Source organism: Pseudomonas tohonis (assembly GCF_012767755.2).
In the GTDB taxonomy this organism is placed as follows: Bacteria; Pseudomonadota; Gammaproteobacteria; order Pseudomonadales; family Pseudomonadaceae; genus Metapseudomonas; species Metapseudomonas tohonis.
Window position 1 is genome coordinate 2,521,560 of sequence record NZ_AP023189.1, and the last position, 22,181, is coordinate 2,543,740.

Sequence of the window (22,181 nt, forward strand, 5' to 3'; positions counted from 1 at the left end):
ACCAGCCGGCATCGCCATGTCCCAGACGATCTTCTTCGCCCATGCCAACGGCTTCCCGTCGGCCACCTACGCCAAGCTGTTCCAGGCGCTGGGCCCGGACTTCCGCATCCGGCACCTGGACCAGCACGGCCATGACCCGCGCTTCCCGGTCAACGACAACTGGGAAAACCTGGTGGACGAACTCATCCACCACCTCGAGGCCCATGGCGAGCCGGTGTTCGGCGTCGGCCACTCCCTCGGCGGCGTGCTGCACTACCACGCGGCGCTGCGCCGCCCGGACCTCTACCGCGGCGTGGCGATGCTCGACTCGCCGGTGCTGACCCTGGCCGACCGCATCGTCATCCGCGCGGCCAAGCGCTTCGGCTTCATCGACCGCATCACCCCGGCCGGCCGCACCCTGGGCCGGCGCGAGGAGTTCGCCGACCTCGACGAGGCACGCCTGTATTTCTCCGGCAAATCCCTGTTCCGCCGCTTCGACCCGGACTGCCTGGAGGCCTACGTGCGCCACGGCTTCACCGAGACCGGCAGCGGCCTGCGGCTGAAGTTCGACCCGGCCACCGAGATCAGCATCTACCGCAGCGTCCCGCACAACAGCCCGGGCCGCCCGCAGCAGCTCGAGGTGCCCCTCGCGGTGGTGCGCGGCCGCCACAGCCGCGTGGTGCTGCCCCATCACGCACGCCTGGTCAAACGCGTGCCCAAGGGGGAGTACCTGTCCCTGCCGGGCGGCCACATGTTCCCCCTGGAGCGCCCGCAGGACACCGCCGAACTGCTGAGGAACCTCTTCAACCGCTGGGAAGGCCAGCGCACCGACCGGGAGCACGCATGACCGCGCACGTCGAGGAAATCCGCCTGAACCTGCCCCACGTCGAACTGGCGGCCCACATCTTCGGCCCCGAGGACGGCCGGCCCGTGCTGGCCCTGCACGGCTGGCTGGACAACGCCATGACCTACGCGCGCCTGGCGCCGAAGCTCCAGGGGCTGCGCATCGTCGCCCTGGACTTCGCCGGCCACGGCTATTCCGGGCACTACCCGGCCGGCTCCAGCTATCAGCTGTGGGAATACGCCGAGGACGTGTTGCTGGTGGCCGAGCAACTGGGGTGGGAGCGCTTCTCGCTGATGGGCCACTCCCTCGGCGCCATCGTCTCGGTGCTGGTGGCCGGTTCCCTGCCCGAGCGCATCGAGCGCCTGGCGCTGATCGACGGGCTGATTCCCTACACCGGCGAGGCCGACAGCGCGCCCAAGCGCCTGGGTGATGCACTGAAGGCGCGGCTGGCGCTGCGCGAGAAGCGCAAACCGGTGTACACCGACGTCGAGCGCGCGGTGGAGGCGCGCATGAAGGGCGTGGTGGCGGTGAGCCGCGAGGCCGCCGAACTGCTCGCCAACCGTGGCCTGATGCCGGTGCCCGGCGGCTACACCTGGCGCACCGACATGCGCCTGACCCTGCCGTCGCTGATGCGCCTGACCTTCGCCCACGCCACCGAGTTCGTCCGCGCGGTGCGCTGCCCCACCTCCCTGGTGCTGGCGGAACAGGGGCAGATCCGTGCCGAGCCGCGTATCGCCGAACTGCTCCAGGGTCTAGGCTTCGACGTGCACTACAAGCCGGGCGGCCACCACCTGCATCTCAATGACGAAAGCGGCGCCCAGGCCGTAGCAGACTGTTTCAATAGCTTCTTCGCCTCGCCTTGACTTGATCGGGGCAACCGGGAAGGCTGGGCGCCTTCCCAAGGAGAGCCCGGATGATCGATCTCTATACCGCTGCCACGCCCAACGGGCACAAGGTCTCCATCGCCCTCGAGGAACTGGGCCTGCCCTACCGGGCCCACGCGCTGTCCTTCGAGCGCAAGGAACAGAAGGCGCCGTCCTTCCTGGAGATCAACCCCAACGGGCGCATCCCCGCCATCGTCGACCGTGATGAGGGGGACTTCGCCGTGTTCGAGTCCGGCGCCATCCTCGTCTACCTCGCCGAGAAGACCGGCCGGCTGCTGCCCGCCGACGCCAAGGGCCGCTCCGTGGCCATGCAATGGCTGATGTTCCAGATGGGCGGGGTCGGGCCGATGCAGGGCCAGGCCAACGTCTTCTACCGCTACTTCCCGGAAACCCTCCAGCCGGCCATCGACCGCTACCAGCACGAGACCCGCCGCCTCTACGAGGTGCTCGATTCGCGCCTGGCGCTGGTGCAATACCTGGCCGGCGACTACGGCATCGCCGACATCGCCACCTTCCCCTGGGTGCGCCTGTACGACTGGGCCGGTGTGTCGGTCGAGGGCCTCGTCCACCTGCAGCGCTGGCTGGCGGCCATCGAGGCCCGCCCGGCCGTGCAGCGTGGCCTGCAGGTGCCCCGGCGCCAGGAGGCCGCCGAGACGGTGGTCAAGTCCGCCCAGTCCATGTTGATTCGCTAAGGATGCGCATGCGCTCTTTCATCGTTACCGGCCTGCTCCTGGCCGCGTCCCTGCAGGCGATCGCGGTGTACGCCGCCGACCTGCCCGACAGCCACGACCTCAGCGCGTTGCCGCGCTTCCCCCACGCCGAGATCGTCGACTTCAAGGAAGCCGGCGCCCAGGAGCGCATCTACCCGCAAGGCTCGATCCGGCGCATCAGCAACCAGCTGCGCTTCGAGCAGAAGATCGATGCCCAGGGCCGGCAGACCTCGGTCACCTACCTGCTGCCCAGCGGCCATGGCTCGGGCGAGGCTTTCGACAACGCCCGGGTCGCCCTGCTCGACAAGGGCGCCGTGCCCCTCTACTGGTGCCAGGGCCGCGACTGTGGGTCCAGCAGCCTGTGGGCCAACTCGGTGTTCGGCAACGCACGCCTCTACGGACCGGACGAGCAGCAGGCCTACCTGCTGGTGCGCCTGGCCGAACCGCAGCAGGACAGCCTGCTGGCGCTTTATGCCATCACCCGGGGCAACCGCCGCGCCTACCTGCACGCCGAGCAGCTGGATTCCGCCGCGCCCCTGGGCGAGATCCTGCCCACGCCCGCCACCCTGATGCGCGAGCTCAAGAGCAGTGGCGAGCTGCACCTCACCGGCCTGCCGGAGGCGCCCACGCCCGCCTGGGCGACCCTGCTGGCGCGCTGCCTGAACCTCGACAGCACCCTGCGCATCAGCCTGTCCGGCGCGGGCGGCGAAGCCTGGCGCCAGGCCCTGGTGGAGCAGGGCGTGCGCGCCGCGCGCCTGGAGCTAGGTGAAAACACCGCCGAAGGCCTGCACCTCGAGTGGCTGCGCTGAAGCGCAGCGTCCATGCTTGTCATCCGTGGCGCCCGTCGGCGCCACGGTCGCGTTTTGCCACGGAGTGCCCCGTTCATGCTGAATAACGATCGCCTGCTGGTGCAGATACTGCTGCTCGCGTTGCTGGGCGCCTGCATCTGGGTGCTGGCCCCATTCTGGTCGGCGCTGTTCTGGGCGGCCGTGCTGGCCTTCGCCAGCTGGCCGCTGATGCGGCTGCTCACGCGGCTGCTGGACGGACGCGTGTCCACGGCTGCGGGGCTGCTCACCGCCGGCTGGATGCTGCTGGTGGCGGTGCCGCTGGTGTGGATGGGCTTCAACCTCGCCGACCACATCCGCGATGCCACCGAACTGGTCAAGAACGTCCAGGTGGAAGGCCTGCCGCAGCCTCCGGAATGGTTGGGCGAGCTGCCCCTGGTGGGTGAGCGCCTGGAGGCGCTGTGGCAGCGGGTCGACGCCCAGGGCGCGGCCTTCTTCACCAGCCTCAAGCCCTACATGGGCCAGGCCGGCAACTGGATCCTGGCGCGCAGCGCACAGATCGGCGGCGGCATGCTGGAACTGGCCCTGAGCCTGGTGCTGGTGTTCTTCTTCTACCGCGACGGCCCGCGCATGGCGCTGTTCGCCGAGCGTGCCCTGGAGCGCCTGATCGGCGACCGCGCACCGCACTACCTGGAACTGGTGGCCGGCACCGTGCAACGGGTGGTCAACGGCGTGATCGGCACCGCCGCCGCACAGGGCCTGCTGGGGCTGATCGGCTACTGGATCGCCGGGGTGCCGGGGGCGCTGGTGCTGGGCCTGGTGACCTTCGCCCTGAGCCTGATTCCGATGGGGCCGCCGCTGGTCTGGGTGCCCGCCACCGCCTGGCTGTTCTGGCACGGCGACTACGGCTATGGGGTGTTCCTGGCGATCTGGGGCTTTTTCATCATCAGCGGCGTGGACAACGTGCTCAAGCCCTACCTCATCAGCCGTGGCGGCAACCTGCCGCTGGTGGTGGTCCTGCTCGGCGTGTTCGGCGGCATCCTCGCCTTCGGCTTCATGGGCCTGTTCCTCGGGCCGACGCTGCTGGCGGTGGCCTACAGCCTGATCTCCGACTGGATCGGCCGACCCCAGCCGCTGGTGATCGACAAGCTCGACGGGCCCGGCCCGCACTGAACGTCGACTGGCCAGCAGAACCGCAGGCCGCCGCTTGGAGGCGCAATGGCGCAGTGATAGCCTTTGCGCCGCATTTTTCCGCGCCGCTTTGCATCGGCCCCGCTTGCGGATGCAGGGAAGCAACATTCACATGGATACTCCGCGAGTCGAACCATGAGCAAAACCGTAAAGATCGCCCTGGGCGCAGTCGTCGCCATCGCCGCTGTTTCCGCCGCAGGGGCCTGGTACACCGGCACCCAGCTGCCCGCCGTGCTGGACACCTCCATCAAGGAGGCCAATGCGCAGCTGAAGCTGTCCGCGCCGGCCTTCGGCACTTCCGCCTCGATGGAGCTGGTCTCCCTCGAACAGGGCCTGTTCAGCAGCACCGCCCATTACCGCGTGCGCGTCGGCGAGGAAGGCCAGGGCCTGGAGCTGTTGTTCGTCGACAACATCGAGCACGGCCCCTTCCCGGTGTCGCGCCTGAAGGCCTTCAAGCTGGCGCCGGTGATGGCCGCCAGCAACTACGCCCTGGAATCCAGCCCCAGCGTCGAGAAGTGGTTCGCCGCCAACAAGGGCGCCGCGCCCCTGGTCGGTGACGTCAGCATCGGCTACGACCGCTCCATGAGCGGCAGCCTGGCCCTGCTGCCCCTGGAGATGCAGATGGACGACGAGTCCCACCTGAGCTTCTCCGGCCTGAACCTGGAGCTGCGCAGCGATGCCGGCGGCAGCCGGGTCGCCGCCATCGGCACCATGGACAGCCTCAAGGTCGACGCCGTCTCCGAGCAGGGCGAGCAGGTGCACGTCCTGTTCCAGGGCCTGTCCCTGGCCAGCGACCAGAGCCGCTCCACCAGCGGCCTGTACGTGGGCAAGAGCGATTTCACCCTGAAGACCGCCAACGTCATCGTCGGCGAAAACCCGGGCGTGCAGCTCACCGACCTGGCCCAGCGCCAGGACACCCGCGAGAACGGCAGCAACATCGAAGGCAGCCTGACGCTCGATGCCGGCAGCATCAGCTACGCCGACAAGCCCATCGGCAGCGCGCAGATGCTCTGGACCATGAAGAACCTCGACTCGGTCGCGCTGAAATCGCTGGCCGACTTCTACGGCGCGCTGTACCAGCAGGTCGGCCAGGCTGGCGAGTCGGGCCTCGGTGAGCTGACCGAAGCGCAGCAGGAGCAAGCCAAGGCCGACCTCGTCAAGTTGCTCGAAGGCAAGCCGCAATTCGCCCTGGAGCGCCTGAGCCTGAAGACCGCCAACGGCGAGAGCCGCTTCAGCCTGGCCATGCAACTGGCCAAGCCGGCGTCCTTCGACTTGCCGCCGGACCAGATCGCCCGCGAGGCCATCACCAGCCTCGACCTGGACCTGAGCCTGTCCAAGCCGATGATCAGCGACCTGGTCAGCGTGCAGGCGGTGCTCCAGGGCCAGGAAGACCAGGAAGCCATCGCCCAGCAGGCCTCGATGACCACCGAGATGGCCAGCGGCATGATGCTCTCCACCCAGCTCGTGGCCCTGGAAGGCAACGACATCCGCGCCCGCCTGCACTACGCCGACGGCCAGGTGGAGTTCAACGGCAAGAAGATGACGGTCGAGGAGTTCGCCGGCCTGGTCATGGCCAGTGCCGGTGGCCTCGGCGGCGCCATGGGCGGCGAGCAGCCGGCCTTCCCGGACGAAGAAATGCCGATCGAGGAATAATCCTCTCCCGGCAGCCCCAGAGGGCCGGCCGCCACCAGGCGCCGGCCCTTTTTCATGGGCGCGCCGCAGCCACCCCATGGGTTTCGCACGCGCACTGCATGGCACCGCTTCCGTAGGATGGTGTAGAGCGCAGCGAAACCCATCGATTCGAGCCCACCACCGGGCTGATCGCCGAAGCAAAAACCGGCCGCTGCGCGTGAACGCAGCGGCCGGTTTTCCTTTCGCGGGTCGGGCCTCAGGCGGCGATGCTGAGCTGGCTGCCGATGCGGGCCTCATAGGTGCCGGCGCTGCTCTCGTACTGCTTGAGCAGGGCGGCGGCGAGGCGGGCATAGACGTCGTCGCTGCTGGCGGTGGTGCTGCCGGAGTCGCCCTGGTCGCCACTGCCGGCCTGGCCGAACAGGCTGCCCAGCTCGTCCTGGCTGATGCTGCCATTGCCATCGGCGTCCAGGACGCTGAACAGTTCCTCGCTGTCGCCGCCGAAGCCGGCGGCCGGCGGTGGGGGAGGTGGCGGGGCGAGGGCGGCGGTTTCGTCGACGTCGAGGCTGCCGTCGCCATCGCTGTCGAGGCTGGCGAACAGTTCGCTGCTGTCGATGCCGCTGTTCTCGCCCAGGGCGCTGCTCAGTTCGCTTTCGTCGATGGCGCCATTGCCGTCGGCATCCAGCTCGGCGAACAGGTCCTCGGGGTTGGCACCGCCACGCGGCGGTGGCGGGGGCGGGGCGAGGGCAGCGGTTTCGTCGAGGTCGATGGAGCCGTCGCTGTTGGCGTCGAGCTGGGCGAACAGTTCGTCGATATCGACGGTGATGCCGCTGTCGCTTTCCTTGGCGTTGGCCAGCGCGGTGCCGAGTTCGTCCTTGGCGACGCTGCCGTCGCCATTGCTGTCCAGCAGGCTGAACAGCTTTTCCTGCAGTTTCGATTGTCCCGAGGCGCAGCCGCCACTGCTGCTGGTGCCGCTGGCGGTGCTTTTCGAGGAGAGCGCCGAGCCGTAGCCGCCGTAGCTGCTGTAGCCCGAGTAACCACTGACGCCACTGATCATGGGAGTCACTCCTGTGCGTGATGGCAAGGCCGGAGTGGGTTCTCCGGTCCTCGCAGGTTCGGGCGCAAGCGTGTCGGGGGTTTATGCGCTTTGTATCGGCACGGAGACAGGGTCAGGCGCGGGGGATGGTGAGGGTGGCCAGCAGGCCGCCGCCGGGATTTTCGCCCAGGACCAGGTCGCCGCCCTGGCGCCGTGCGGCCTCGCGGGCGATGGTCAGGCCCAGGCCGACGCCACCGGAGCTGCGGTTGCGCGAGCCTTCGAGGCGGAAGAAGGGTTCGAACACCGCTTCGCGCTGTTCCGGGGCGATGCCGGGGCCGTGGTCGCTGACGCAGATGCGCACCTCGGTGGGGCCGTCTTCAAGGCGGATCAAGGCATGCCCGGCGTAGCGCAGGGCGTTCTCCACCAGGTTGCTGACGCAGGAGCGCAACGCCATGGGCTGGGCCCGCAGGGGCGCGCACTGGCCTTGCGCGCGCACGTCGGCGCCGCGGTCCTGGGCGTCCTCGGCCATGGATTCCACCAGGGCCTGGAGGTCGAACATCTGCAGGGCTTCGTCGGCGCGTTGCTGGTGCAGGTAGCTGAGGGTGGCGTCGAGCATGGCGACCATCTCGCCGAGGTCCTGGTCCATGCGCTGGCGCAACTGGGTGTCCGGCACCTGCTCGGCGCGCAGCTTGACCCGGGCGATGGGCGTGCGCAGGTCGTGGGAGACGGCGGCGAGCATGCGGCTGCGCTGGGCGACCTGCTCGCGGATGCGCTGCTGCATCAGGTTGAAGGCGTGGGCGGCCTGGCGCACCTCGCGCGGGCCGCGCTCCTCCAGGGGCGGCGCCTGGAGGTTCTCGCTGAGGCGGTCGGCGGCGCTGGCCAGGCGCTGGATGGGCCGCGACAGCACGCGGGCGCCGTACCAGGCGGCGACGATGAGGGTCAGCAGCTGGAAGGTCAGCGGCACCAGCGGCCCGCCGAACAGCGGGCGCGGAGGCGGGGGCTGCCGGGGCGGCGGGCCCTCGGCGGCGTTCTGCGGTGGCGGCTGGGGCGGTGGGTTGCCGTACTGCTGGAACCAGAGGAAGGCCAGCAGGTGGGCGAGGACGATGGCGGCCAGGAAGATGCCGAACAGGCGTGCGAACAGCGTGTCGGCCTGGCGCATCAGCCGATCTCCCGCGCGTCGAACAGGTAGCCCTCGCCGCGCACGGTCTTGATCAGGCGCGGGGACCGGGGGTCGTCGCCAAGCTTCTGCCGCAGGCGCGAGACGAGCAGGTCGATGCTGCGGTCGAAGGCTTCGATGGAGCGGCCCCGGGCGGCGTCCAGCAGCTGTTCGCGGCTGAGCACCCGGCGTGGGCGCTCGAGGAAGACCCAGAGCAGGCGGAATTCGGCGTTGGACAACGGCACCACCATGCCCTCGGGGGATTGCAGCTGGCGCAGCACGCCGTTCAGGCGCCAGGCGTCGAAGCGGATGCTGGCGCGCTGGTCGGCACGCAGGCCTTCGCGGTCGTCGCGCACGCGACGCAGGATGGTCTGGATGCGCGCCACCAGCTCGCGTGGCTCGAAGGGCTTGGCCATGTAGTCGTCGGCGCCCAGTTCCAGGCCGATGATGCGATCGGTGGGCTCGCAACGGGCGGTGAGCATGAGGATCGGGATGTCGGATTCGCTGCGCAGCCAGCGGCACAGGGAGAGTCCGTCTTCACCGGGCAGCATGAGGTCCAGGACCACGACGTCGAAGGGGGAGTCGGCCAGCGCTTCGCGCATCGCCTCGCCGTCGTCCACGCCCACCGCCTCGATGTTGAAGCGGGCGAGGTAGTCGCAGAGCAGGTCGCGGATCGGCACGTCGTCGTCCACCAGCAGGGCGCGGATGTTCCAGCGGCGGTTGTCGAGGGGGGTGGGGGCTTGGTTGTGCATGGGTGTGTTGCCATCTGGCGGGTCGACCGGGCCGGTGGACCCCTGTTCTTCGCGTCTGGCGGCGGGCGTCGAGCGGCGGACCGTGGGCATCCATCGGGCGCATCCTACTCCGCCGTCCTGCCACCGGCCATCGCGGCGAGAGGCTCGCCGATGGCGGTGTCGCCAGCGTGTCGGCTTTGTACCGGCTCTGATACAAAGCGGCGGCGTTGCATTCGGAAAGCACCGGCAGGGTGTCGGGGAAGCGCGCGGCTGCTTTCTGCGGGCGGATGGGGTACTTATGTCGCGCCGCATCCGGACCTGTCGTCGATAAAGGAGTTGTCATGCAGATTTCCACCACCCTGCTCGCCGGTTTCTGGGGCTGGCTGGCCGCCAGCAGCCTGTTGCTCGGCGCCGCCATCGGCTTCTGGGTGACGCTGCCCAGGGCGGTCACCGCCTCGGTGATGGCCTATGGCAGCGGGGTGTTGATCGCGGCACTGTGCTTCGGGCAGATCCCCGAGGCCGAGCGCCTCGGCGGGCTGGGGCCGACCTTGGCGGGCATGCTCGCCGGCGGCGCGCTGTTCGTCCTCGCCAGCCAGTTGCTGGACCGCTGGGAAGCGCGTCACCGCCAGCGCAGCGGCGGCGCCGGCTCCATGGTGGCGCTGTTGATCGCGGTGGGCGCCTTCCTCGACGGCATTCCCGAATCCCTGGGGCTCGGCCTGGGCCTGCTGGACGGCGGCGAGGTGAGCCTGCTGATGCTGGTGGCGATCTTCCTCTCCAACCTGCCGGAGGGGCTGGCCAGCGCCGCCGGGCTGCGCGAGGAGAAGCGCAGCGGCCTGTTCGTGTTCTGCCTGTGGGGCAGCATCGTCCTGCTGTCGGGCCTGGCGGCCATGGCCGGCCCGGGGCTGATGAGCGACCTGCCGCCGGCCTGGCTGGGCTTCGCCCTGGCGTTCTCCGCCGGTGCGGTGCTGTGCATGCTGGTGGACACGCTGATCCCCGAGGCCTTCGAGAGCACCCACGCCTGGACCGGGCTGATCACCCTGGCCGGCTTCATGACCGCCTTCGCCCTCGACCATCTCTAGTCGGCGGCGATCACCGGAGCAGCGGCGGGCACGGGCTTCCGCTACAATGCGCGCCGTTTTCGACTTGCCAGAGAGCCCGCCCATGTCCGCCTGCCAGACGCCCATCATCGTCGCCCTCGATTTCCCCACCCGCGAAGCCGCGCTGAAGCTGGCCGACCAGCTCGACCCTGCGCTGTGCCGGGTGAAGGTGGGCAAGGAGCTGTTCACCAGCTGCGCGTCGGACATCGTCGCCACCCTGCGCGAGCGCGGCTTCGAGGTGTTCCTCGACCTGAAATTCCACGACATCCCCAACACCACCGCGATGGCGGTGAAGGCGGCGGCGGAGATGGGCGTGTGGATGGTCAACGTGCACTGCTCCGGCGGCCTGCGCATGATGGCGGCCTGCCGCGAGACCCTGGAACGGTTCAACGGGCCCAGGCCGCTGCTGATCGGCGTCACCGTGCTGACCAGCATGGAGCGCGAGGACCTGGCCGGCATCGGCCTGGACATCGAACCCCAGGAGCAGGTGCTGCGCCTGGCGGCCCTGGCGCAGAAGGCCGGGATGGACGGCCTGGTGTGCTCGGCCCAGGAAGCGCCTGCCTTGAAGGCGGCGCACCCGGCCCTGCAACTGGTCACCCCCGGCATCCGCCCGGCGGGCAGCGCCCAGGACGACCAGCGCCGCATCCTCACCCCGCGCCAGGCGCTGGACGCCGGCTCCGACTACCTGGTGATCGGCCGCCCCATCAGCCAGGCCGCCGACCCGGCCAAGGCGCTGGCGGCGGTGGTCGCCGAACTGGCCTGAGGCTCGATCCGCAGGCCCACGTGTCCGTGAGGACGCCGGGCTCCCGGATACGCCGCGATCCCCGCTAACGCGGGGACCCGGAAACAAGATGGCCCGGACTGCATTGCAGGCCGGGCCATTTTCATTGGTGCGGACGGGTTACTTGACCTTCAGCACCAGCTTGCCGAAGTTCTCGCCGCTGAACAGCTTGCCGAGGGTCTCGGGGAAGGTTTCCAGGCCTTCGACGATGTCTTCCTTGCTCTTGAGCTTGCCGGCGGCCATCCAGCCGCCCATTTCCTGGGCGGCGCTGGCGAAGTTGGCGGCGTGGTCCATCACCACGAAGCCTTCCATGCGTGCGCGGTTGACCAGCAGCGACAGGTAGTTGGCCGGGCCCTTCACCGCTTCCTTGTTGTTGTACTGGCTGATGGCGCCGCAGATGACGATGCGCGCGCGCGGGGCCAGGCGGCTGAGCACGGCGTCGAGGATGTCGCCGCCGACGTTGTCGAAATACACGTCCACGCCTTTCGGGCATTCGCGCTTGAGGCCGGCGACGACGTCTTCGTTCTTGTAGTCGATGGCGGCGTCGAAGCCGAGTTCGTCGATCAGGAAGCGGCACTTGTCGGCGCCACCGGCGATGCCGACCACGCGGCAGCCTTTGATCTTGGCGATCTGCCCGGCGATGCTGCCGACCGCGCCGGCGGCACCGGAAAGCACCACGGTTTCGCCGGCCTTGGGCGCACCGACGTCGAGCAGGGCGAAGTAGGCGGTCATGCCGGTCATGCCGAGGGCGGAGAGGTAGAGCGGCAGCGGCGCGCGGCTCGGGTCGACCTTGTAGAAGCCGCGCGGCTCGCCGACGAAGTAGTCCTGCACGCCGAGCGCGCCGTTGACGTGGTCACCGACGGCGTAGTCGGGATGGTTGGAGGCGATCACCTTGCCCACGCCCAGGGCGCGCATCACCTCGCCCAGGCCCACCGGCGGGATGTAGGACTTGGCGTCGTTCATCCAGCCGCGCATGGCGGGGTCGAGGGACAGGTAGAGGTTCTCCACCAGGATCTGGTTCGGGCCGGGTTCGCCCACCGGTTTCTCGACGTAGGAGAAAGTGTCGCGGGTGGCCGCGCCGACCGGGCGTTTGGCGAGCAGGAACTGGCGGTTGAGCTGGGGCATGGCAGGGCACTCCGAATAGGGAAAACACCGGTTTAGTCCGCACGGCGGTGGAGGGCAAGCTTAGTCGCGCCAGGGAATGTGCAGCCATGAATGCCAATGATCATCGCGGGCGGGTTTCATCAGCCAACTGGATGCAGTACCCACCACGGACCTGATGATGCTGACGCTGGCCGCCCGCCAGTGGCTAGACTTCTCGCCGGTTCCCATCCTTCCTTCCGAGGTTTCACAGATGAGCATGACTTTCTCCGGCCAGGTCGCCCTGGTGACTGGCGCCGCCAACGGTATCGGCCGCGCGACCGCGCAGGCATTCGCCGCCGAGGGGCTGAAGGTGGTGGTGTCCGATGTCGACGCCGCTGGCGGCGAGGCCACTGTGCAACTGATCCGCGATGCCGGTGGCGACGCCACCTTCATCCGCTGCAACGTCACCGTCGACGCCGAGGTGAAGGCCCTGGTGGAGGGCACGGTCGCCGCCTATGGCCGCCTCGACTACGCCTTCAACAACGCCGGCATCGAGATCGAGAAGGGCAAGCTGGCCGAGGGCTCCGAGGCGGAGTTCGACGCCATCATGGGCGTCAACGTCAAGGGCGTCTGGCTGTGCATGAAGTACCAGATCCCGCAGATGCTGGCCCAGGGCAGCGCCGGCGCCATCGTCAACACCGCGTCCGTCGCCGGCCTCGGCGCGGCGCCGAAGATGAGCATCTATGCCGCTTCCAAGCACGCGGTGATCGGCCTGACCAAGTCGGCTGCCGTCGAGTACGCGAAGAAGAAGATCCGCGTCAACGCGGTGTGCCCGGCGGTGATCGACACCGACATGTTCCGCCGTGCCTACGAGGCCGACCCGAAGAAGGGCGAGTTCGCCGCCGCCATGCACCCGGTGGGGCGCATCGGCAAGGTCGAGGAAATCGCCGGCGCGGTGCTCTACCTGTGCAGCGACGCCGCGGGCTTCACCACCGGCCATTCCCTGGCCGTGGACGGTGGCGCCACCGCCATCTGACCGGCTCTGCGGTCATGCAGGGGCGCCTTCGGGCGCCTTTTTGCATTCTGTTACAGGTCGGGCCCGGGCTGGCTCGCGAGGCCACTATCCAGCCACGTGGGCGCGTGCGCAGAATCCGCCGAGGTCCGACAAGGAGAACAACATGACCGCAAGCCCCCTGGTAACGATCTTCCTGCCCCTGGCGCTGGGCATCATCATGCTCGGCCTCGGGCTGTCCCTGACCCTGGCGGACTTCGCCCGGGTGGTGAAATTCCCCAAGCCGGTGCTGATCGGCCTCGGCTGCCAGATCCTCCTGCTGCCGCTGGCGTGCTTCCTGCTCGCCAAGGGCTTCCAGCTGGAGGCGGCGCTGGCGGTGGGCATGATGCTGCTGGCGGCGTCCCCCGGCGGTACCTCGGCCAACCTCTACAGCCACCTGGCCCATGGCGACGTGGCGCTGAACATCACCCTGACGGCGGTGAACTCGGTGATCGCCATCCTCACCATGCCGCTGATCGTCAACCTGTCCCTGGCCCATTTCATGAGCGGCGACCAGGCCATCCCGCTGCAGTTTTCCAAGGTGCTGCAGGTGTTCGTCATCGTCCTCGGCCCGGTGGCCATCGGCATGTTCCTGCGCAGCCGCTTCCCCGGCTTCGCCGTGCGCATGGAGAAGCCGGTGAAGATCATCTCCGCGTTGTTCCTGCTGCTGATCATCGTGCTGGCGGTGGCCAAGGACTGGCGCACCTTCGTCGACTACGCCCCGGTGGTGGGCCTGGCCGCGCTGGCGTTCAACCTGATCAGCCTGGCGGTGGGCTATTTCGTGCCGCGCCTGTGCCGCCTCAGCCAGCGCCAGGCGGTGGCCATCGGCATGGAGATCGGCATCCACAACGGCACCCTGGCCATCGCCCTGGCGCTGAGCCCGATGTTGCTGAACAACCCGACCATGGCGATCCCGGCGGCCATCTACAGCATCATCATGTTCTTCACCGCCGCCGCCTTCGGCTGGTGGGTCAACCGCGTGCACGGGCGCGAGCTGGCGGCGGAGGCCTGAGGGGGGCGTGCCAGCGTCCCGGGCTGAAGCCCGGGCTACGCGATCGAGGGAGCGGGTAGGGTGGATGACGCTCTTTTCATCCACCAACGGAGCCCGGCATGACCCCGATTGGTGGACCGGTGAAGCGTGGTCCACCCTACGTGGGCTCATCGTCCGTAATTGGCCGGTGGCAACGCATCGCGAATGAATTCGCTCCCACGGAGATGGCGACGCTGCGCGCCGCTTGGCGACTGAAGTCGCCCCTACAAATCCGCGGTGCAGGTCATCGCACCGATGCCAGGCCGCCCGCGCCTCAGTCCTTGCCGGTATTCCAGTTGAGGATCACCAGCGTCAGCACCCCGGCGATCAGGCCCCAGAAGGCCGAGCCGATGGATAGCAGGCTCATGCCCGAGGCGGTGACCATGAAGGTGATCAGCGCGGCCTCGCGTTCCTTGGGTTCGTTCATCGCCACGGTCAGGCCGTTGCTGATGGAGCCGAACAGCGCCAGGGCGGCCACCGACAGCACCAGCTCCTTGGGGAAGGCGGCGAACAGCGCGGCGAGGGTGGCGGCGAAGATGCCGGCGATGCCATAGAAGACCCCGCACCAGACGGCGGCGGTGTAGCGCTTGTTGCGGTCCTCGTGGGCGTGCGGGCCGGTGCAGATGGCGGCGCTGATGGCGGCCAGGTTGATGCCGTGTGAGCCGAAGGGCGCCAGCAGCAGCGAGGCGAAGCCGGTGGCCGAGATCAGCGGCGAGGCCGGTACCTGGTAGCCATCGGCGCGCAGCACGGCGATGCCGGGGATGTTCTGCGAGGCCATGGCGACGATGAACAGCGGGATGCCGATGCTGATGATGGCGGTGAGGGAGAAGCTCGGCGTGGTCCACACCGGCTGCGCCAGGGCGAAGCTGAAACCACTGAAGTCGAGCAGCCCCAGCGCCGCCGACATGCCGCAACCCACCAGCAGCGCCACCAGCACCGCGTAGCGGGGTTGCAGGCGCTTGAGCAGCAGGTAGCTGAAGAACATCGCCAGCACCAGGGCGGTGCGGTGCTGCGCGGCGACGAAGATCTCGCTGCCGATCTTGAACAGGATGCCGGCCAGCAACGCGGCGGCCAGGGAGCCGGGCAGGCGGCGCATCATGCGCTCGAAACCGCCGGTGAGGCCGACCAGGGTCAGCAGCACGGCGCAGACGACGAAGGCACCGATGGCCTCGGCGTAGGGCACGCCCGGCAGGCTGGTGATCAGCAGTGCGGCGCCGGGGGTCGACCAGGCCACGGTGATGGGGGTGCGAAAGCGCAGCGACAGGCCGATGCTGCAGACCGCCATGCCGATGGAGATGGCCCAGATCCACGAGGAAATCTGCCCGGCGCTGAGGCCGGCGGCCTGGCCCGCCTGGAACATCAGCACCAGCGAGCTGGTGTAGCCGGTGAGCATGGCGATGAAGCCCGCCACCACCGCCGACAGTGACGAGTCGGCCAGCGGGCGCAGGCGGGGCAGGGGGGCGCTGGAATCGGAGGCCTGGGTCATCACACGGTTCCCTTGATGTCGACGAGGATCGGATAGAGCGAGGCCACCAGGAGCAGGGCCATGCCGATATTGAAGGCGCGCAGCACCCGTGGCGAGGACAGCCAGCGGCGCAGCAGGCTGCCGGCGACGGTCCAGAGCCCGACGCTGGGGCAGTTGATCAGGGCGAACAGCGCGGCGATCAACAGGGCGTTGGTGACGAAGTCCTCCTGGGGGGTATAGGTGGTGATGGCGCCGATCGCCATGACCCAGGCCTTGGGGTTGACCCACTGGAAGGCGGCCGCCTGGAGGAAGGTGAAGGGGCGCGCGCCGCTGTCACGGCTGTCCGGTGCACCGGAGCCGGCGATCTTCCACGCCAGGTAGAGCAGGTAGGCCGCGCCCAGGTAGCGCAGGGCGGTGTAGAGCACCGGTACCTGCTCGAAGACCTGGTGCAGGCCGAGGCCGACCGCCATCACCAGAACCATGAAGCCCAGGCTGATGCCGAGCATGTGCGGCACGCTGCGGCGCACGCCGAAGTTCACCCCGGAGGCGAGCAGCATCATGTTGTTCGGGCCGGGCGTGACCGAGGTGACGAAGGCGAACAGGGCGAAGGCGAGCAGCAGTTCCAGGCTCATGGCAGGGCACTCTTTTTGGAATGCTGGAAGCCTACGGCGTGGCGCGTTGCCGCGCCCCGTACAGCGAAGCGCGCAAAAAGCGATACAGTCGCGTGACGAGTGCGGGAAGAGCCATTACTGTTCCGGTTTCCAGTTTTTCCCAGGAGCCCCACGCCATGGACGAGAATCCCTACGCCGCCCCGCAGACCGACCTGGTCGATGCCCAGGCCCCCCGCGAACTGCCTGACTGGAGCCCGGGGCTGCTCAACCTGCTGGGTTGGCTGTGCCTGGTCTCGGCCCTGGGTTCGGTGGTGGTGCTGGTGTTCATCTTCCTCGGTGATTTCATCGGCCTCCAGGGGGCCTCGCTGGTCGCCGAATGGCTGGGCCTGGCGGTGATGTTGCTGGGCAGCTACCTGAGCCTGCGCCTGAAGGGCTTCGCCGAGGCGCGTTTCGCCGCCGTCGGCCTGGCCTGGCCGACCTGGCTGGTGATCCTGGCGGGGATGCTGACCCAGGTGATGCTCATGCTGGTGAGCGACCAGGCCCTGGCGAAGCTGGGCTGGGAACTGGGGTCGTACCTGGCGCTGATGGTCGGCTACGGCGCGGTCACCGTGTGGCTGGCGGTGCGCCTGCTCAAGGTGCAGAACGTCTACCCGGTGTTCCGGGTGATGGCCTGGCTGCTGCTGGTGGGCGGGGTGATGATGGCGACCGTGCTGCTGGTGATGGTCGCCCTGCTGCCGCTGCTGGCCTCTTCCGTCGCCATGGCCCTGGTGTTCTTCCAGGGCGCGCGGGACATGACCGGGCGCGCCTGATCAGGCCGCTTCTTCGCTCTCGCCCGGACGGGCGCTGGACAATGCCTGGTTGACCTTCAGCCAGCCATCCACGGCGTCCGCCCCGGCCTCGCTGAAGGCGCGCTCCAGCAGGCGCGCCTGTTCGCGGCGCAGGCTCTTCTCCAGTTTCGAGCCGTCGGCGGTCAGGCCCAGCTGGCGCTTGCGCTTGTCGTCGTCGGCGGCGCTGCTCTGCACCAGGTCCATCTCCATCAACTGGCGCAGCGGCGTGTTCAGCGCCTGCTTGCTCACGCCCAGGTAGCCGAGCATTTCCTTGACGCTGAGGCCCGGGTACTTGGCGATGAAGAACAGGATGCGGTGGTGCACCCGCGACAGGCCGCGACGGGCGAGCATTTCGTCGGGCTTGCTGGTGAAGGCCTGGTAGCCGAAGAAGAAGGCCTCCATGGCGGCGTGCTGGACGGCTGGGTTTTTAAGGTCAAGCATATTGACGTATCCATCCCGGTCATCGTAATTTCGGTCAAGCAGTTTGACTCAATTTTCCCGTCTTCGCACCCGGTGACAACCCATGGCCTTCTCCGAACGCATCGCCCGCCTGAAAAGCTCCTTGATCCGTGAAATCCTTGCCGCGGCGCAGCGCCCGGAAGTGATGTCCTTCGCCGGTGGCCTGCCGGCCGAACCGATGCTGCCGAAGGTGGAGTGGGCGGACATGCCGGTGAGCATGGGCCAGTACGGCATGAGCGAAGGCGAGCCGGCGCTGCGTGAGGCCATCGCCGCCGAGGCACAGAAGCTGGGCGTGCAGTGCGACGCCAGCCAGGTGCTGATCGTCAGCGGCTCCCAGCAGACGCTGGACCTGGCCTCCAAGCTGTTCATCGACCCGGGTACCGAGGTGCTGCTGGAGGCGCCGACCTACCTGGCCGCCCTGCAGGCCTTCCAGCTGTTCGGCGCCGACTGCATCGCCGTCGCCCAGGAGGCCGATGGCCCCGAGCTGGCGTCCCTGCGCCAGCGCCTGGAGCAGCACAAGCCGGCCTTCGCCTACCTGATCCCGACCTTCCAGAACCCTTCGGCCGTGCGTTACAGCGAAGCCAAGCGCGACGCCGTGGCGGCACTGCTGGACGAGTTCGGCGTGACCCTGATCGAAGACGAGCCTTATCGTGAACTGGTGTTCGACGAAGGCACCGCCACCCCCATCGTCAGCCGCCTGAAGAAGGCCAGCTGGATCTACACCGGCACCGTTTCCAAGACCCTGCTGCCGGGCCTGCGCGTGGGCTTCCTGATCGCCAGCCCGGACCTGTTCCCCTACCTGCTGCGCCTGAAGCAGTCGGCCGACCTGCACACCAACCGCATCGGCCAGTGGCAGGCCCTGCAATGGCTGGGCACCGAGCAGTACCGCGAGCACCTGGCCGAGCTGCGCGGCTTCTATCGCCAGCGCCGCGACGCCATGCAGGCTGCGCTGGAGGAGCACTTCGCCGACCTCGCCACCTGGCAGGTGCCACAGGGCGGGCTGTTCTTCTGGCTGGCGCTGAAGCAGCCGCTGGACACCCGCACCCTGCTCAAGCCGGCGCTGGAGCAGAATGTCGCCTTCATGCCGGGCGAGCCTTTCTTCATCGACCCGGACCAGCACCCCGGCTACCTGCGCCTGAACTTCAGCCATGTGGCGCCCGAGCGCCTGGGCGAAGGCCTGCAGCGCCTCGCCGGGGTCATCCGTCACGCACTGGCCGCCGAGGCCGCCTGATCGAGGAACACGACATGTACAAGGTCCACGGCGATTACATCTCCGGCAACTGCTACAAGGTCAAGCTGATCCTCACCCTGCTCGGCAAGCCCTACCAGTGGGTGCCGGTGGACATTCTCAAGGGCGAGACCCAGAGCGAAGCCTTCCTGGCGCTGAACCCCAACGGCAAGATCCCGGTCCTGGAACTGGAAGACGGCACCACGCTGTGGGAGTCCAACGCCATCCTCAACTTCCTCGCCGAGGGCAGCGACCTGCTGCCCAGCGAGCCGCGCCTGCGCACCCAGGTGCTGCAGTGGCAGTTCTTCGAGCAGTACAGCCACGAGCCCTATGTGGCGGTGGCGCGCTTCATCAAGCTGTACCAGGGCATGCCCGCCGAGCGCGAGGAGGAGTACCGCACCTGCCTGGCACGCGGCTACAAGGCGCTCAAGGTGATGGAGCAGCAGCTGTCGCGCACGCCTTACCTGGTGGGCGAGCAGTACTCCATCGCCGACATCGCCCTCTACGCCTATACCCATGTGGCGGAAGAGGGCGGCTTCGACCTCTCGCGCTTCCCGGCCGTGCTGGCCTGGATGGACCGCGTGGCCAGCCACCCCAAGCACGTGGGCATGTTGGGCTGACAAGACACCAGGGCAGGGAGGCCCACGCATGACGACACCCAGGTTGCATGGCCCGCGCGTCGGGCTGCGCCCTTTCAGGGCCGACGACGCACCCGAGGTCCAGCGCCTGGCCGGCGACCCGGCCATCGCCGCGACCACCGCAACCATTCCCCATCCCTATCCCCTGGAGCTGGCCCGGCGCTGGATCGCCAGCCTGGAACCCGGTTACCCGCAGCGCCCGCACGTCACCTGGGCGATCGTCCGTCGCGACGATGACGCGCTGCTCGGCTGCATCAGCCTGATCGGCCTCGGAGCCGAGTCCGGCGAGCTGGCCTACTGGATCGGCACGCCCCACTGGGGCCGGGGCTATATGCAGGAGGCCGCGCGCCTGGTGCTGGCCCATGCCTTCGAGGTGCTCGGCCTGGCCTGGGTGGAGGGCTATTGCCTGGCGCACAACCCGGCTTCGGCGCGGGTGATGACCGGCATCGGCATGCAGCCCCTCGGGCAGCGCTTTGCCCGCGAATTCCGTGGCCGCGAGGAGACGCTGCTGGGCTTCCGCCTGGACGTGGCGCACTGGGCGAGGCTGGTCTAACGTGGCGTCATCGGCTCGCGACGGGCCAGGCAGGGAGACGTCCATGAAATACAAAGGGGGCTGCCACTGCGGCCGGATTGCGTTCGAGGTGGACGGCAGTCCGCTCGCCGAGGTGATGGAGTGCAATTGCTCGCTGTGCAGCAAGCGCGGCTACCTGCTGTGGTTCGTGCCACGGGCGCAACTGACGCTGTCGACACCGGATGCGGACCTGTCCACCTACCGCTTCAATCGCATGCACATCGCCCATCACTTCTGCTCCAACTGCGGCTGTGCGCCCTTCGGCGAGGCGGCCGATCCCAAGGGCAACGCCATGGCAGCGGTGAACGTGCGCTGCCTGGAAGGGGTCGATCCCGACACCCTGAAGGTGGTGAAGGTGGATGGGCGGAGTTTCTAGCGCGCTTGGTTCGGGCAACACGATGTGTTGGTCGACTCCGCCTGGTGGAGGTGAAAAGCGACCTCTACCCTCTACGCAGCGGTCATGCGGGATGCACCTGTAGGGGCGACTTCAGTCGCCCGGCGGTCTTGTGTGAGCGAATTCATTCGCGAGCAGGGCCCACCTCGAATCCTCAAGCCCGATAAACGAAAAAACCGGCCAAGGCCGGTTTTTTCATGGGGGCGGCTTCAGCGGATCAGGCTGAGGAACTCGCTGCGGGTCGCGGCGTTCTGGCGGAATTCGCCGAGCATGACCGAGGTGACCATGGAGGAGTTCTGCTTCTCCACGCCGCGCATCATCATGCACATGTGCTGGGCCTCGATGACCACGGCCACGCCGGCCGCGCCGGTGACCTGCTGCACGGCCTCGGCGATCTGGCGGCTGAGGTTCTCCTGGATCTGCAGGCGGCGGGCGAACATGTCGACGATCCGCGCGACCTTGGACAGGCCCAGCACCTTGCCGCTCGGCAGGTAGGCGACGTGGGCCTTGCCGATGAAGGGCAGCAGGTGATGCTCGCACAGGGAGTACAGCTCGATGTCCTTCACCAGCACCATTTCGCTGTTGTCGGAGCTGAACAGCGCACCGTTGGTGACTTCCTCCAGCGTCTGCTCATAGCCGCGGCAGAGGTACTGCATGGCCTTGGCGGCGCGCTTGGGGGTGTCCAGCAGGCCTTCGCGGGAGACGTCCTCGCCGAGCTGGCCGAGGATCGCGGTGTAGTGTTGCTCGAGTTTCTGTTTGCTAGATTCCATGGGGCTTCCAGGGGCTAGTGAAATATCAGCGTGCCCGTCGTGGGCCTCCCGGTGCCCGGGGGCCGCACCGCGTGCCCATCTCGGTGGGCTCGGGACAGCTTCTGCACGCTATGGCCGGGTTGCTGGCGATAGAGGTGGGCATCATACCCGCCATGACGCTTCGGGTCGCGTCGGTGAAGCGGCCATTGTACTGCGGGCGCCGTTGCGCCCGGGTATCCATGTGCGCCATGCAAGGGCTCAGGCGGCGACGGCGCCTCGGCTGAAGTGCAGGTAGGAGCCCCTGAAGCGCTCGCCGTTGGCCAGCAGGCAATCGGCGAGGCTGATATCCATGCCGTAGCCGAGCTCGGCCATCTCGTCATGGAAGGCCTGCTGGCCCTGGCGATCCGGGTCGACCAGCAGCACTTCCACGGAGCTCGCGGAGTGGCGGTCGATGAAGTCGGCCAGGTCGGCCTGGTTGTCATGGTCATAGAGCAGGTCGCTGCCGATGATCAGGTCGAACTCGCCGAACGCCTCGGTGCCACCCCAGTCGCAGGTTTCGTAGCGCATCGGCGGCAGGCCGTTGAGGCGGGCGTTCTCGGCGAGGAAGGTGGGGATCAGCGGGTGGATGTCGCTGGCGGTCATGTCGCCGCCGCGCTGGTGGCCCACCAGGCTGGCCAGGCAGAGCCCGGCGCCGACTTCCAGCACGCGCAAGCCGGTGAGGTCGCGGGTCGCCATCGTCTGGGCCAGCGCTTCGCCTGCCGGCCACACCTGGCCGAACAGCGCCCAGGTGTCTGCGGTGATGCCCAGGCCGGCAGCCTCGCCCAAGGGATCATGGAATTGCTCGGCGTCCAGCAGCGATTGCATGTGGAAATCCCGGCCGCCCACGCGGAAGGTACTGGTCTTGATCAGATAGCCTGGCATGTCGCTCCTCAGCGCTGAAAAAAGAGAAGGCAAAAAAAAGCCCCGGAAACCCGGGGCTTCTTTTTTGAGGCGGGGTTCAGACCACCTGGACCTGCTCGGCCTGCAGGCCTTTCGGGCCCTTGGCGACCAGGTAGCTCACCTGCTGGCCTTCGGCGAGCGACTTGAAGCCGGCGCTTTCGATGGAGCGGTAGTGGACGAAGAGGTCCGGGCCTTCCTGGGGGGTGATGAAGCCGAAGCCTTTTTCATCGTTGAACCATTTGACGGTGCCGAATTGACGATTGGACATGATGTATCTCCAGGGAAATGTAATGGCATCGACGCCGGGACATCC

26 protein-coding genes are annotated in these 22,181 nt (G+C 68.1%); 15 read left to right on the forward strand and 11 right to left on the reverse strand.

The annotated features are described in order from the left end of the window. The first annotated feature begins 16 nt into the window (after window positions 1-16). The 6 genes from HSX14_RS11540 to HSX14_RS11565 all read left to right on the forward strand — a co-directional run bounded on the left by HSX14_RS11540 (window position 17) and on the right by HSX14_RS11565 (window position 6,046). Window positions 17-826 carry an alpha/beta fold hydrolase gene (locus tag HSX14_RS11540; protein ID WP_111263470.1) on the forward strand — a complete coding sequence of 270 codons (810 nt, stop codon included), beginning with the start codon at window positions 17-19 and terminating at the stop codon, window positions 824-826. Beyond that, window positions 823-1,686: an alpha/beta fold hydrolase gene (locus HSX14_RS11545; protein WP_173178331.1), complete on the forward strand. Its 864-nt coding sequence runs from the start codon at window positions 823-825 to the stop codon at window positions 1,684-1,686. Before HSX14_RS11540 ends, HSX14_RS11545 begins: the two co-directional genes overlap by 4 nt. Before the next feature lie 50 nt (window positions 1,687-1,736). Continuing rightward, a complete protein-coding gene (locus HSX14_RS11550) occupies window positions 1,737-2,399 on the forward strand; it encodes a glutathione S-transferase family protein (protein ID WP_173178332.1) in 663 nt (220 codons plus the stop codon). 2 nt (window positions 2,400-2,401) lie between these two features. Continuing rightward, the gene (locus HSX14_RS11555) at window positions 2,402-3,226 is read left to right on the forward strand and encodes a DUF4892 domain-containing protein (RefSeq protein ID WP_173178333.1); all 825 of its coding nucleotides are present in this window, start codon (window positions 2,402-2,404) and stop codon (window positions 3,224-3,226) included. Between the two features lie 75 nt (window positions 3,227-3,301). Next, window positions 3,302-4,375, forward strand: a complete 1,074-nt coding sequence (locus HSX14_RS11560) for an AI-2E family transporter (protein ID WP_173178334.1) — start codon at window positions 3,302-3,304, stop codon at window positions 4,373-4,375. 153 nt (window positions 4,376-4,528) lie between these two features. Beyond that, window positions 4,529-6,046: a YdgA family protein gene (locus HSX14_RS11565; RefSeq protein WP_173178335.1), complete on the forward strand. Its 1,518-nt coding sequence runs from the start codon at window positions 4,529-4,531 to the stop codon at window positions 6,044-6,046. A 235-nt stretch (window positions 6,047-6,281) separates the two neighbouring features. On the opposite strand, the gene HSX14_RS11570 is transcribed toward HSX14_RS11565, so the two are convergent. The 3 genes from HSX14_RS11570 to HSX14_RS11580 form a co-directional block, all read right to left on the reverse strand. Further along, window positions 6,282-7,079 (reverse strand): EF-hand domain-containing protein, encoded by a 798-nt coding sequence (locus HSX14_RS11570; protein ID WP_173178336.1) that lies wholly within the window; start codon window positions 7,077-7,079, stop codon window positions 6,282-6,284. Window positions 7,080-7,191: 112 nt separating this feature from the next. Further along, window positions 7,192-8,217, reverse strand: coding sequence for an ATP-binding protein (locus HSX14_RS11575; protein WP_373874765.1), 1,026 nt, complete (start codon window positions 8,215-8,217; stop codon window positions 7,192-7,194). Further along, entirely contained in the window at window positions 8,217-8,966 is a 750-nt protein-coding gene (locus tag HSX14_RS11580) for a response regulator (protein WP_173178411.1), read from the reverse strand. Before HSX14_RS11580 ends, HSX14_RS11575 begins: the two co-directional genes overlap by 1 nt. Window positions 8,967-9,286: 320 nt before the next feature. Between HSX14_RS11580 and HSX14_RS11585 the strand changes: the two genes are divergently transcribed. Together HSX14_RS11585 and pyrF are read left to right on the forward strand one after the other, a co-directional pair. Further along, complete coding sequence (locus HSX14_RS11585; RefSeq protein ID WP_173178337.1) at window positions 9,287-10,024, forward strand: ZIP family metal transporter; 738 nt, start codon at window positions 9,287-9,289, stop codon at window positions 10,022-10,024. Window positions 10,025-10,106: 82 nt separating this feature from the next. Beyond that, window positions 10,107-10,805, forward strand: a complete 699-nt coding sequence (gene pyrF / locus HSX14_RS11590; protein ID WP_173178338.1) for an orotidine-5'-phosphate decarboxylase — start codon at window positions 10,107-10,109, stop codon at window positions 10,803-10,805. A 138-nt stretch (window positions 10,806-10,943) separates the two neighbouring features. Here the strand turns inward: pyrF and HSX14_RS11595 are convergent, their stop codons facing one another. Together HSX14_RS11595 and HSX14_RS11600 are read right to left on the reverse strand one after the other, a co-directional pair. Further along, a complete protein-coding gene (locus tag HSX14_RS11595) occupies window positions 10,944-11,948 on the reverse strand; it encodes an NADP-dependent oxidoreductase (protein ID WP_173178339.1) in 1,005 nt (334 codons plus the stop codon). Between the two features lie 60 nt (window positions 11,949-12,008). Further along, entirely contained in the window at window positions 12,009-12,185 is a 177-nt protein-coding gene (locus HSX14_RS11600; protein ID WP_173178340.1) for a hypothetical protein, read from the reverse strand. Here HSX14_RS11600 and HSX14_RS11605 point away from each other — a divergent pair. Beyond that, window positions 12,178-12,942 (forward strand): SDR family oxidoreductase, encoded by a 765-nt coding sequence (locus tag HSX14_RS11605; RefSeq protein ID WP_111264108.1) that lies wholly within the window; start codon window positions 12,178-12,180, stop codon window positions 12,940-12,942. The genes HSX14_RS11600 and HSX14_RS11605 overlap by 8 nt on opposite strands. A 142-nt stretch (window positions 12,943-13,084) precedes the next feature. Beyond that, complete coding sequence (locus HSX14_RS11610; RefSeq protein ID WP_173178341.1) at window positions 13,085-13,969, forward strand: bile acid:sodium symporter family protein; 885 nt, start codon at window positions 13,085-13,087, stop codon at window positions 13,967-13,969. 292 nt (window positions 13,970-14,261) lie between these two features. Here the strand turns inward: HSX14_RS11610 and HSX14_RS11615 are convergent, their stop codons facing one another. Further along, on the reverse strand, window positions 14,262-15,473 hold the full coding sequence (locus HSX14_RS11615) for a benzoate/H(+) symporter BenE family transporter (RefSeq protein ID WP_173178342.1): 1,212 nt from the start codon (window positions 15,471-15,473) through the stop codon (window positions 14,262-14,264). Next, window positions 15,473-16,084: a LysE family translocator gene (locus tag HSX14_RS11620; RefSeq protein ID WP_173178343.1), complete on the reverse strand. Its 612-nt coding sequence runs from the start codon at window positions 16,082-16,084 to the stop codon at window positions 15,473-15,475. The genes HSX14_RS11615 and HSX14_RS11620 overlap by 1 nt, the downstream gene beginning before the upstream one ends. Window positions 16,085-16,239: 155 nt before the next feature. Between HSX14_RS11620 and HSX14_RS11625 the strand changes: the two genes are divergently transcribed. Continuing rightward, on the forward strand, window positions 16,240-16,872 hold the full coding sequence (locus HSX14_RS11625; protein ID WP_173178344.1) for a hypothetical protein: 633 nt from the start codon (window positions 16,240-16,242) through the stop codon (window positions 16,870-16,872). On the opposite strand, the gene HSX14_RS11630 is transcribed toward HSX14_RS11625, so the two are convergent. Beyond that, window positions 16,873-17,331 (reverse strand): MarR family winged helix-turn-helix transcriptional regulator, encoded by a 459-nt coding sequence (locus HSX14_RS11630; RefSeq protein ID WP_173178345.1) that lies wholly within the window; start codon window positions 17,329-17,331, stop codon window positions 16,873-16,875. A gap of 82 nt (window positions 17,332-17,413) precedes the next feature. On the opposite strand from HSX14_RS11630, the gene HSX14_RS11635 reads away from it, so the two are divergent. Genes HSX14_RS11635 through HSX14_RS11650 form a run of 4 tightly spaced genes read left to right on the forward strand, consistent with a single transcriptional unit; the run spans window position 17,414 to window position 20,162 of the window. Next, a complete protein-coding gene (locus HSX14_RS11635; RefSeq protein WP_173178346.1) occupies window positions 17,414-18,580 on the forward strand; it encodes an aminotransferase-like domain-containing protein in 1,167 nt (388 codons plus the stop codon). A 14-nt stretch (window positions 18,581-18,594) separates the two neighbouring features. Beyond that, window positions 18,595-19,197 carry a glutathione S-transferase family protein gene (locus tag HSX14_RS11640; protein WP_173178347.1) on the forward strand — a complete coding sequence of 201 codons (603 nt, stop codon included), beginning with the start codon at window positions 18,595-18,597 and terminating at the stop codon, window positions 19,195-19,197. A gap of 28 nt (window positions 19,198-19,225) precedes the next feature. Next, complete coding sequence (locus HSX14_RS11645) at window positions 19,226-19,768, forward strand: GNAT family N-acetyltransferase (protein WP_173178348.1); 543 nt, start codon at window positions 19,226-19,228, stop codon at window positions 19,766-19,768. Window positions 19,769-19,811: 43 nt separating this feature from the next. Beyond that, window positions 19,812-20,162 carry a GFA family protein gene (locus HSX14_RS11650; protein WP_116858064.1) on the forward strand — a complete coding sequence of 117 codons (351 nt, stop codon included), beginning with the start codon at window positions 19,812-19,814 and terminating at the stop codon, window positions 20,160-20,162. A 227-nt stretch (window positions 20,163-20,389) separates the two neighbouring features. On the opposite strand, the gene folE is transcribed toward HSX14_RS11650, so the two are convergent. From folE to HSX14_RS11665, 3 genes are all read right to left on the reverse strand, one after another. After that, a complete protein-coding gene (folE, locus tag HSX14_RS11655; RefSeq protein ID WP_173178349.1) occupies window positions 20,390-20,950 on the reverse strand; it encodes a GTP cyclohydrolase I FolE in 561 nt (186 codons plus the stop codon). Window positions 20,951-21,187: 237 nt separating this feature from the next. Continuing rightward, a complete protein-coding gene (locus HSX14_RS11660; RefSeq protein WP_173178350.1) occupies window positions 21,188-21,850 on the reverse strand; it encodes a class I SAM-dependent methyltransferase in 663 nt (220 codons plus the stop codon). A 76-nt stretch (window positions 21,851-21,926) separates the two neighbouring features. Next, window positions 21,927-22,136, reverse strand: a complete 210-nt coding sequence (locus tag HSX14_RS11665; RefSeq protein WP_173178351.1) for a cold-shock protein — start codon at window positions 22,134-22,136, stop codon at window positions 21,927-21,929. Between the last annotated feature and the right edge of the window lie 45 nt (window positions 22,137-22,181).

Bases quoted from the DNA above. Each gene is read 5' to 3' on its own strand.
- HSX14_RS11540 (WP_111263470.1), top strand. From the start codon at position 17: ATGTCCCAGACGATCTTCTTCGCCCATGCCAACGGCTTCCCGTCGGCC.
- HSX14_RS11545 (WP_173178331.1), top strand. From the start codon at position 823: ATGACCGCGCACGTCGAGGAAATCCGCCTGAACCTGCCCCACGTCGAA.
- HSX14_RS11550 (WP_173178332.1), top strand. From the start codon at position 1,737: ATGATCGATCTCTATACCGCTGCCACGCCCAACGGGCACAAGGTCTCC.
- HSX14_RS11555 (WP_173178333.1), top strand. From the start codon at position 2,402: ATGCGCATGCGCTCTTTCATCGTTACCGGCCTGCTCCTGGCCGCGTCC.
- HSX14_RS11560 (WP_173178334.1), top strand. From the start codon at position 3,302: ATGCTGAATAACGATCGCCTGCTGGTGCAGATACTGCTGCTCGCGTTG.
- HSX14_RS11565 (WP_173178335.1), top strand. From the start codon at position 4,529: ATGAGCAAAACCGTAAAGATCGCCCTGGGCGCAGTCGTCGCCATCGCC.
- HSX14_RS11570 (WP_173178336.1), bottom strand. From the start codon at position 7,079: ATGATCAGTGGCGTCAGTGGTTACTCGGGCTACAGCAGCTACGGCGGC.
- HSX14_RS11575 (WP_373874765.1), bottom strand. From the start codon at position 8,217: ATGCGCCAGGCCGACACGCTGTTCGCACGCCTGTTCGGCATCTTCCTG.
- HSX14_RS11580 (WP_173178411.1), bottom strand. From the start codon at position 8,966: ATGCACAACCAAGCCCCCACCCCCCTCGACAACCGCCGCTGGAACATC.
- HSX14_RS11585 (WP_173178337.1), top strand. From the start codon at position 9,287: ATGCAGATTTCCACCACCCTGCTCGCCGGTTTCTGGGGCTGGCTGGCC.
- pyrF (WP_173178338.1), top strand. From the start codon at position 10,107: ATGTCCGCCTGCCAGACGCCCATCATCGTCGCCCTCGATTTCCCCACC.
- HSX14_RS11595 (WP_173178339.1), bottom strand. From the start codon at position 11,948: ATGCCCCAGCTCAACCGCCAGTTCCTGCTCGCCAAACGCCCGGTCGGC.
- HSX14_RS11605 (WP_111264108.1), top strand. From the start codon at position 12,178: ATGAGCATGACTTTCTCCGGCCAGGTCGCCCTGGTGACTGGCGCCGCC.
- HSX14_RS11600 (WP_173178340.1), bottom strand. From the start codon at position 12,185: ATGCTCATCTGTGAAACCTCGGAAGGAAGGATGGGAACCGGCGAGAAG.
- HSX14_RS11610 (WP_173178341.1), top strand. From the start codon at position 13,085: ATGACCGCAAGCCCCCTGGTAACGATCTTCCTGCCCCTGGCGCTGGGC.
- HSX14_RS11615 (WP_173178342.1), bottom strand. From the start codon at position 15,473: ATGACCCAGGCCTCCGATTCCAGCGCCCCCCTGCCCCGCCTGCGCCCG.
- HSX14_RS11620 (WP_173178343.1), bottom strand. From the start codon at position 16,084: ATGAGCCTGGAACTGCTGCTCGCCTTCGCCCTGTTCGCCTTCGTCACC.
- HSX14_RS11625 (WP_173178344.1), top strand. From the start codon at position 16,240: ATGGACGAGAATCCCTACGCCGCCCCGCAGACCGACCTGGTCGATGCC.
- HSX14_RS11630 (WP_173178345.1), bottom strand. From the start codon at position 17,331: ATGCTTGACCTTAAAAACCCAGCCGTCCAGCACGCCGCCATGGAGGCC.
- HSX14_RS11635 (WP_173178346.1), top strand. From the start codon at position 17,414: ATGGCCTTCTCCGAACGCATCGCCCGCCTGAAAAGCTCCTTGATCCGT.
- HSX14_RS11640 (WP_173178347.1), top strand. From the start codon at position 18,595: ATGTACAAGGTCCACGGCGATTACATCTCCGGCAACTGCTACAAGGTC.
- HSX14_RS11645 (WP_173178348.1), top strand. From the start codon at position 19,226: ATGACGACACCCAGGTTGCATGGCCCGCGCGTCGGGCTGCGCCCTTTC.
- HSX14_RS11650 (WP_116858064.1), top strand. From the start codon at position 19,812: ATGAAATACAAAGGGGGCTGCCACTGCGGCCGGATTGCGTTCGAGGTG.
- folE (WP_173178349.1), bottom strand. From the start codon at position 20,950: ATGGAATCTAGCAAACAGAAACTCGAGCAACACTACACCGCGATCCTC.
- HSX14_RS11660 (WP_173178350.1), bottom strand. From the start codon at position 21,850: ATGCCAGGCTATCTGATCAAGACCAGTACCTTCCGCGTGGGCGGCCGG.
- HSX14_RS11665 (WP_173178351.1), bottom strand. From the start codon at position 22,136: ATGTCCAATCGTCAATTCGGCACCGTCAAATGGTTCAACGATGAAAAA.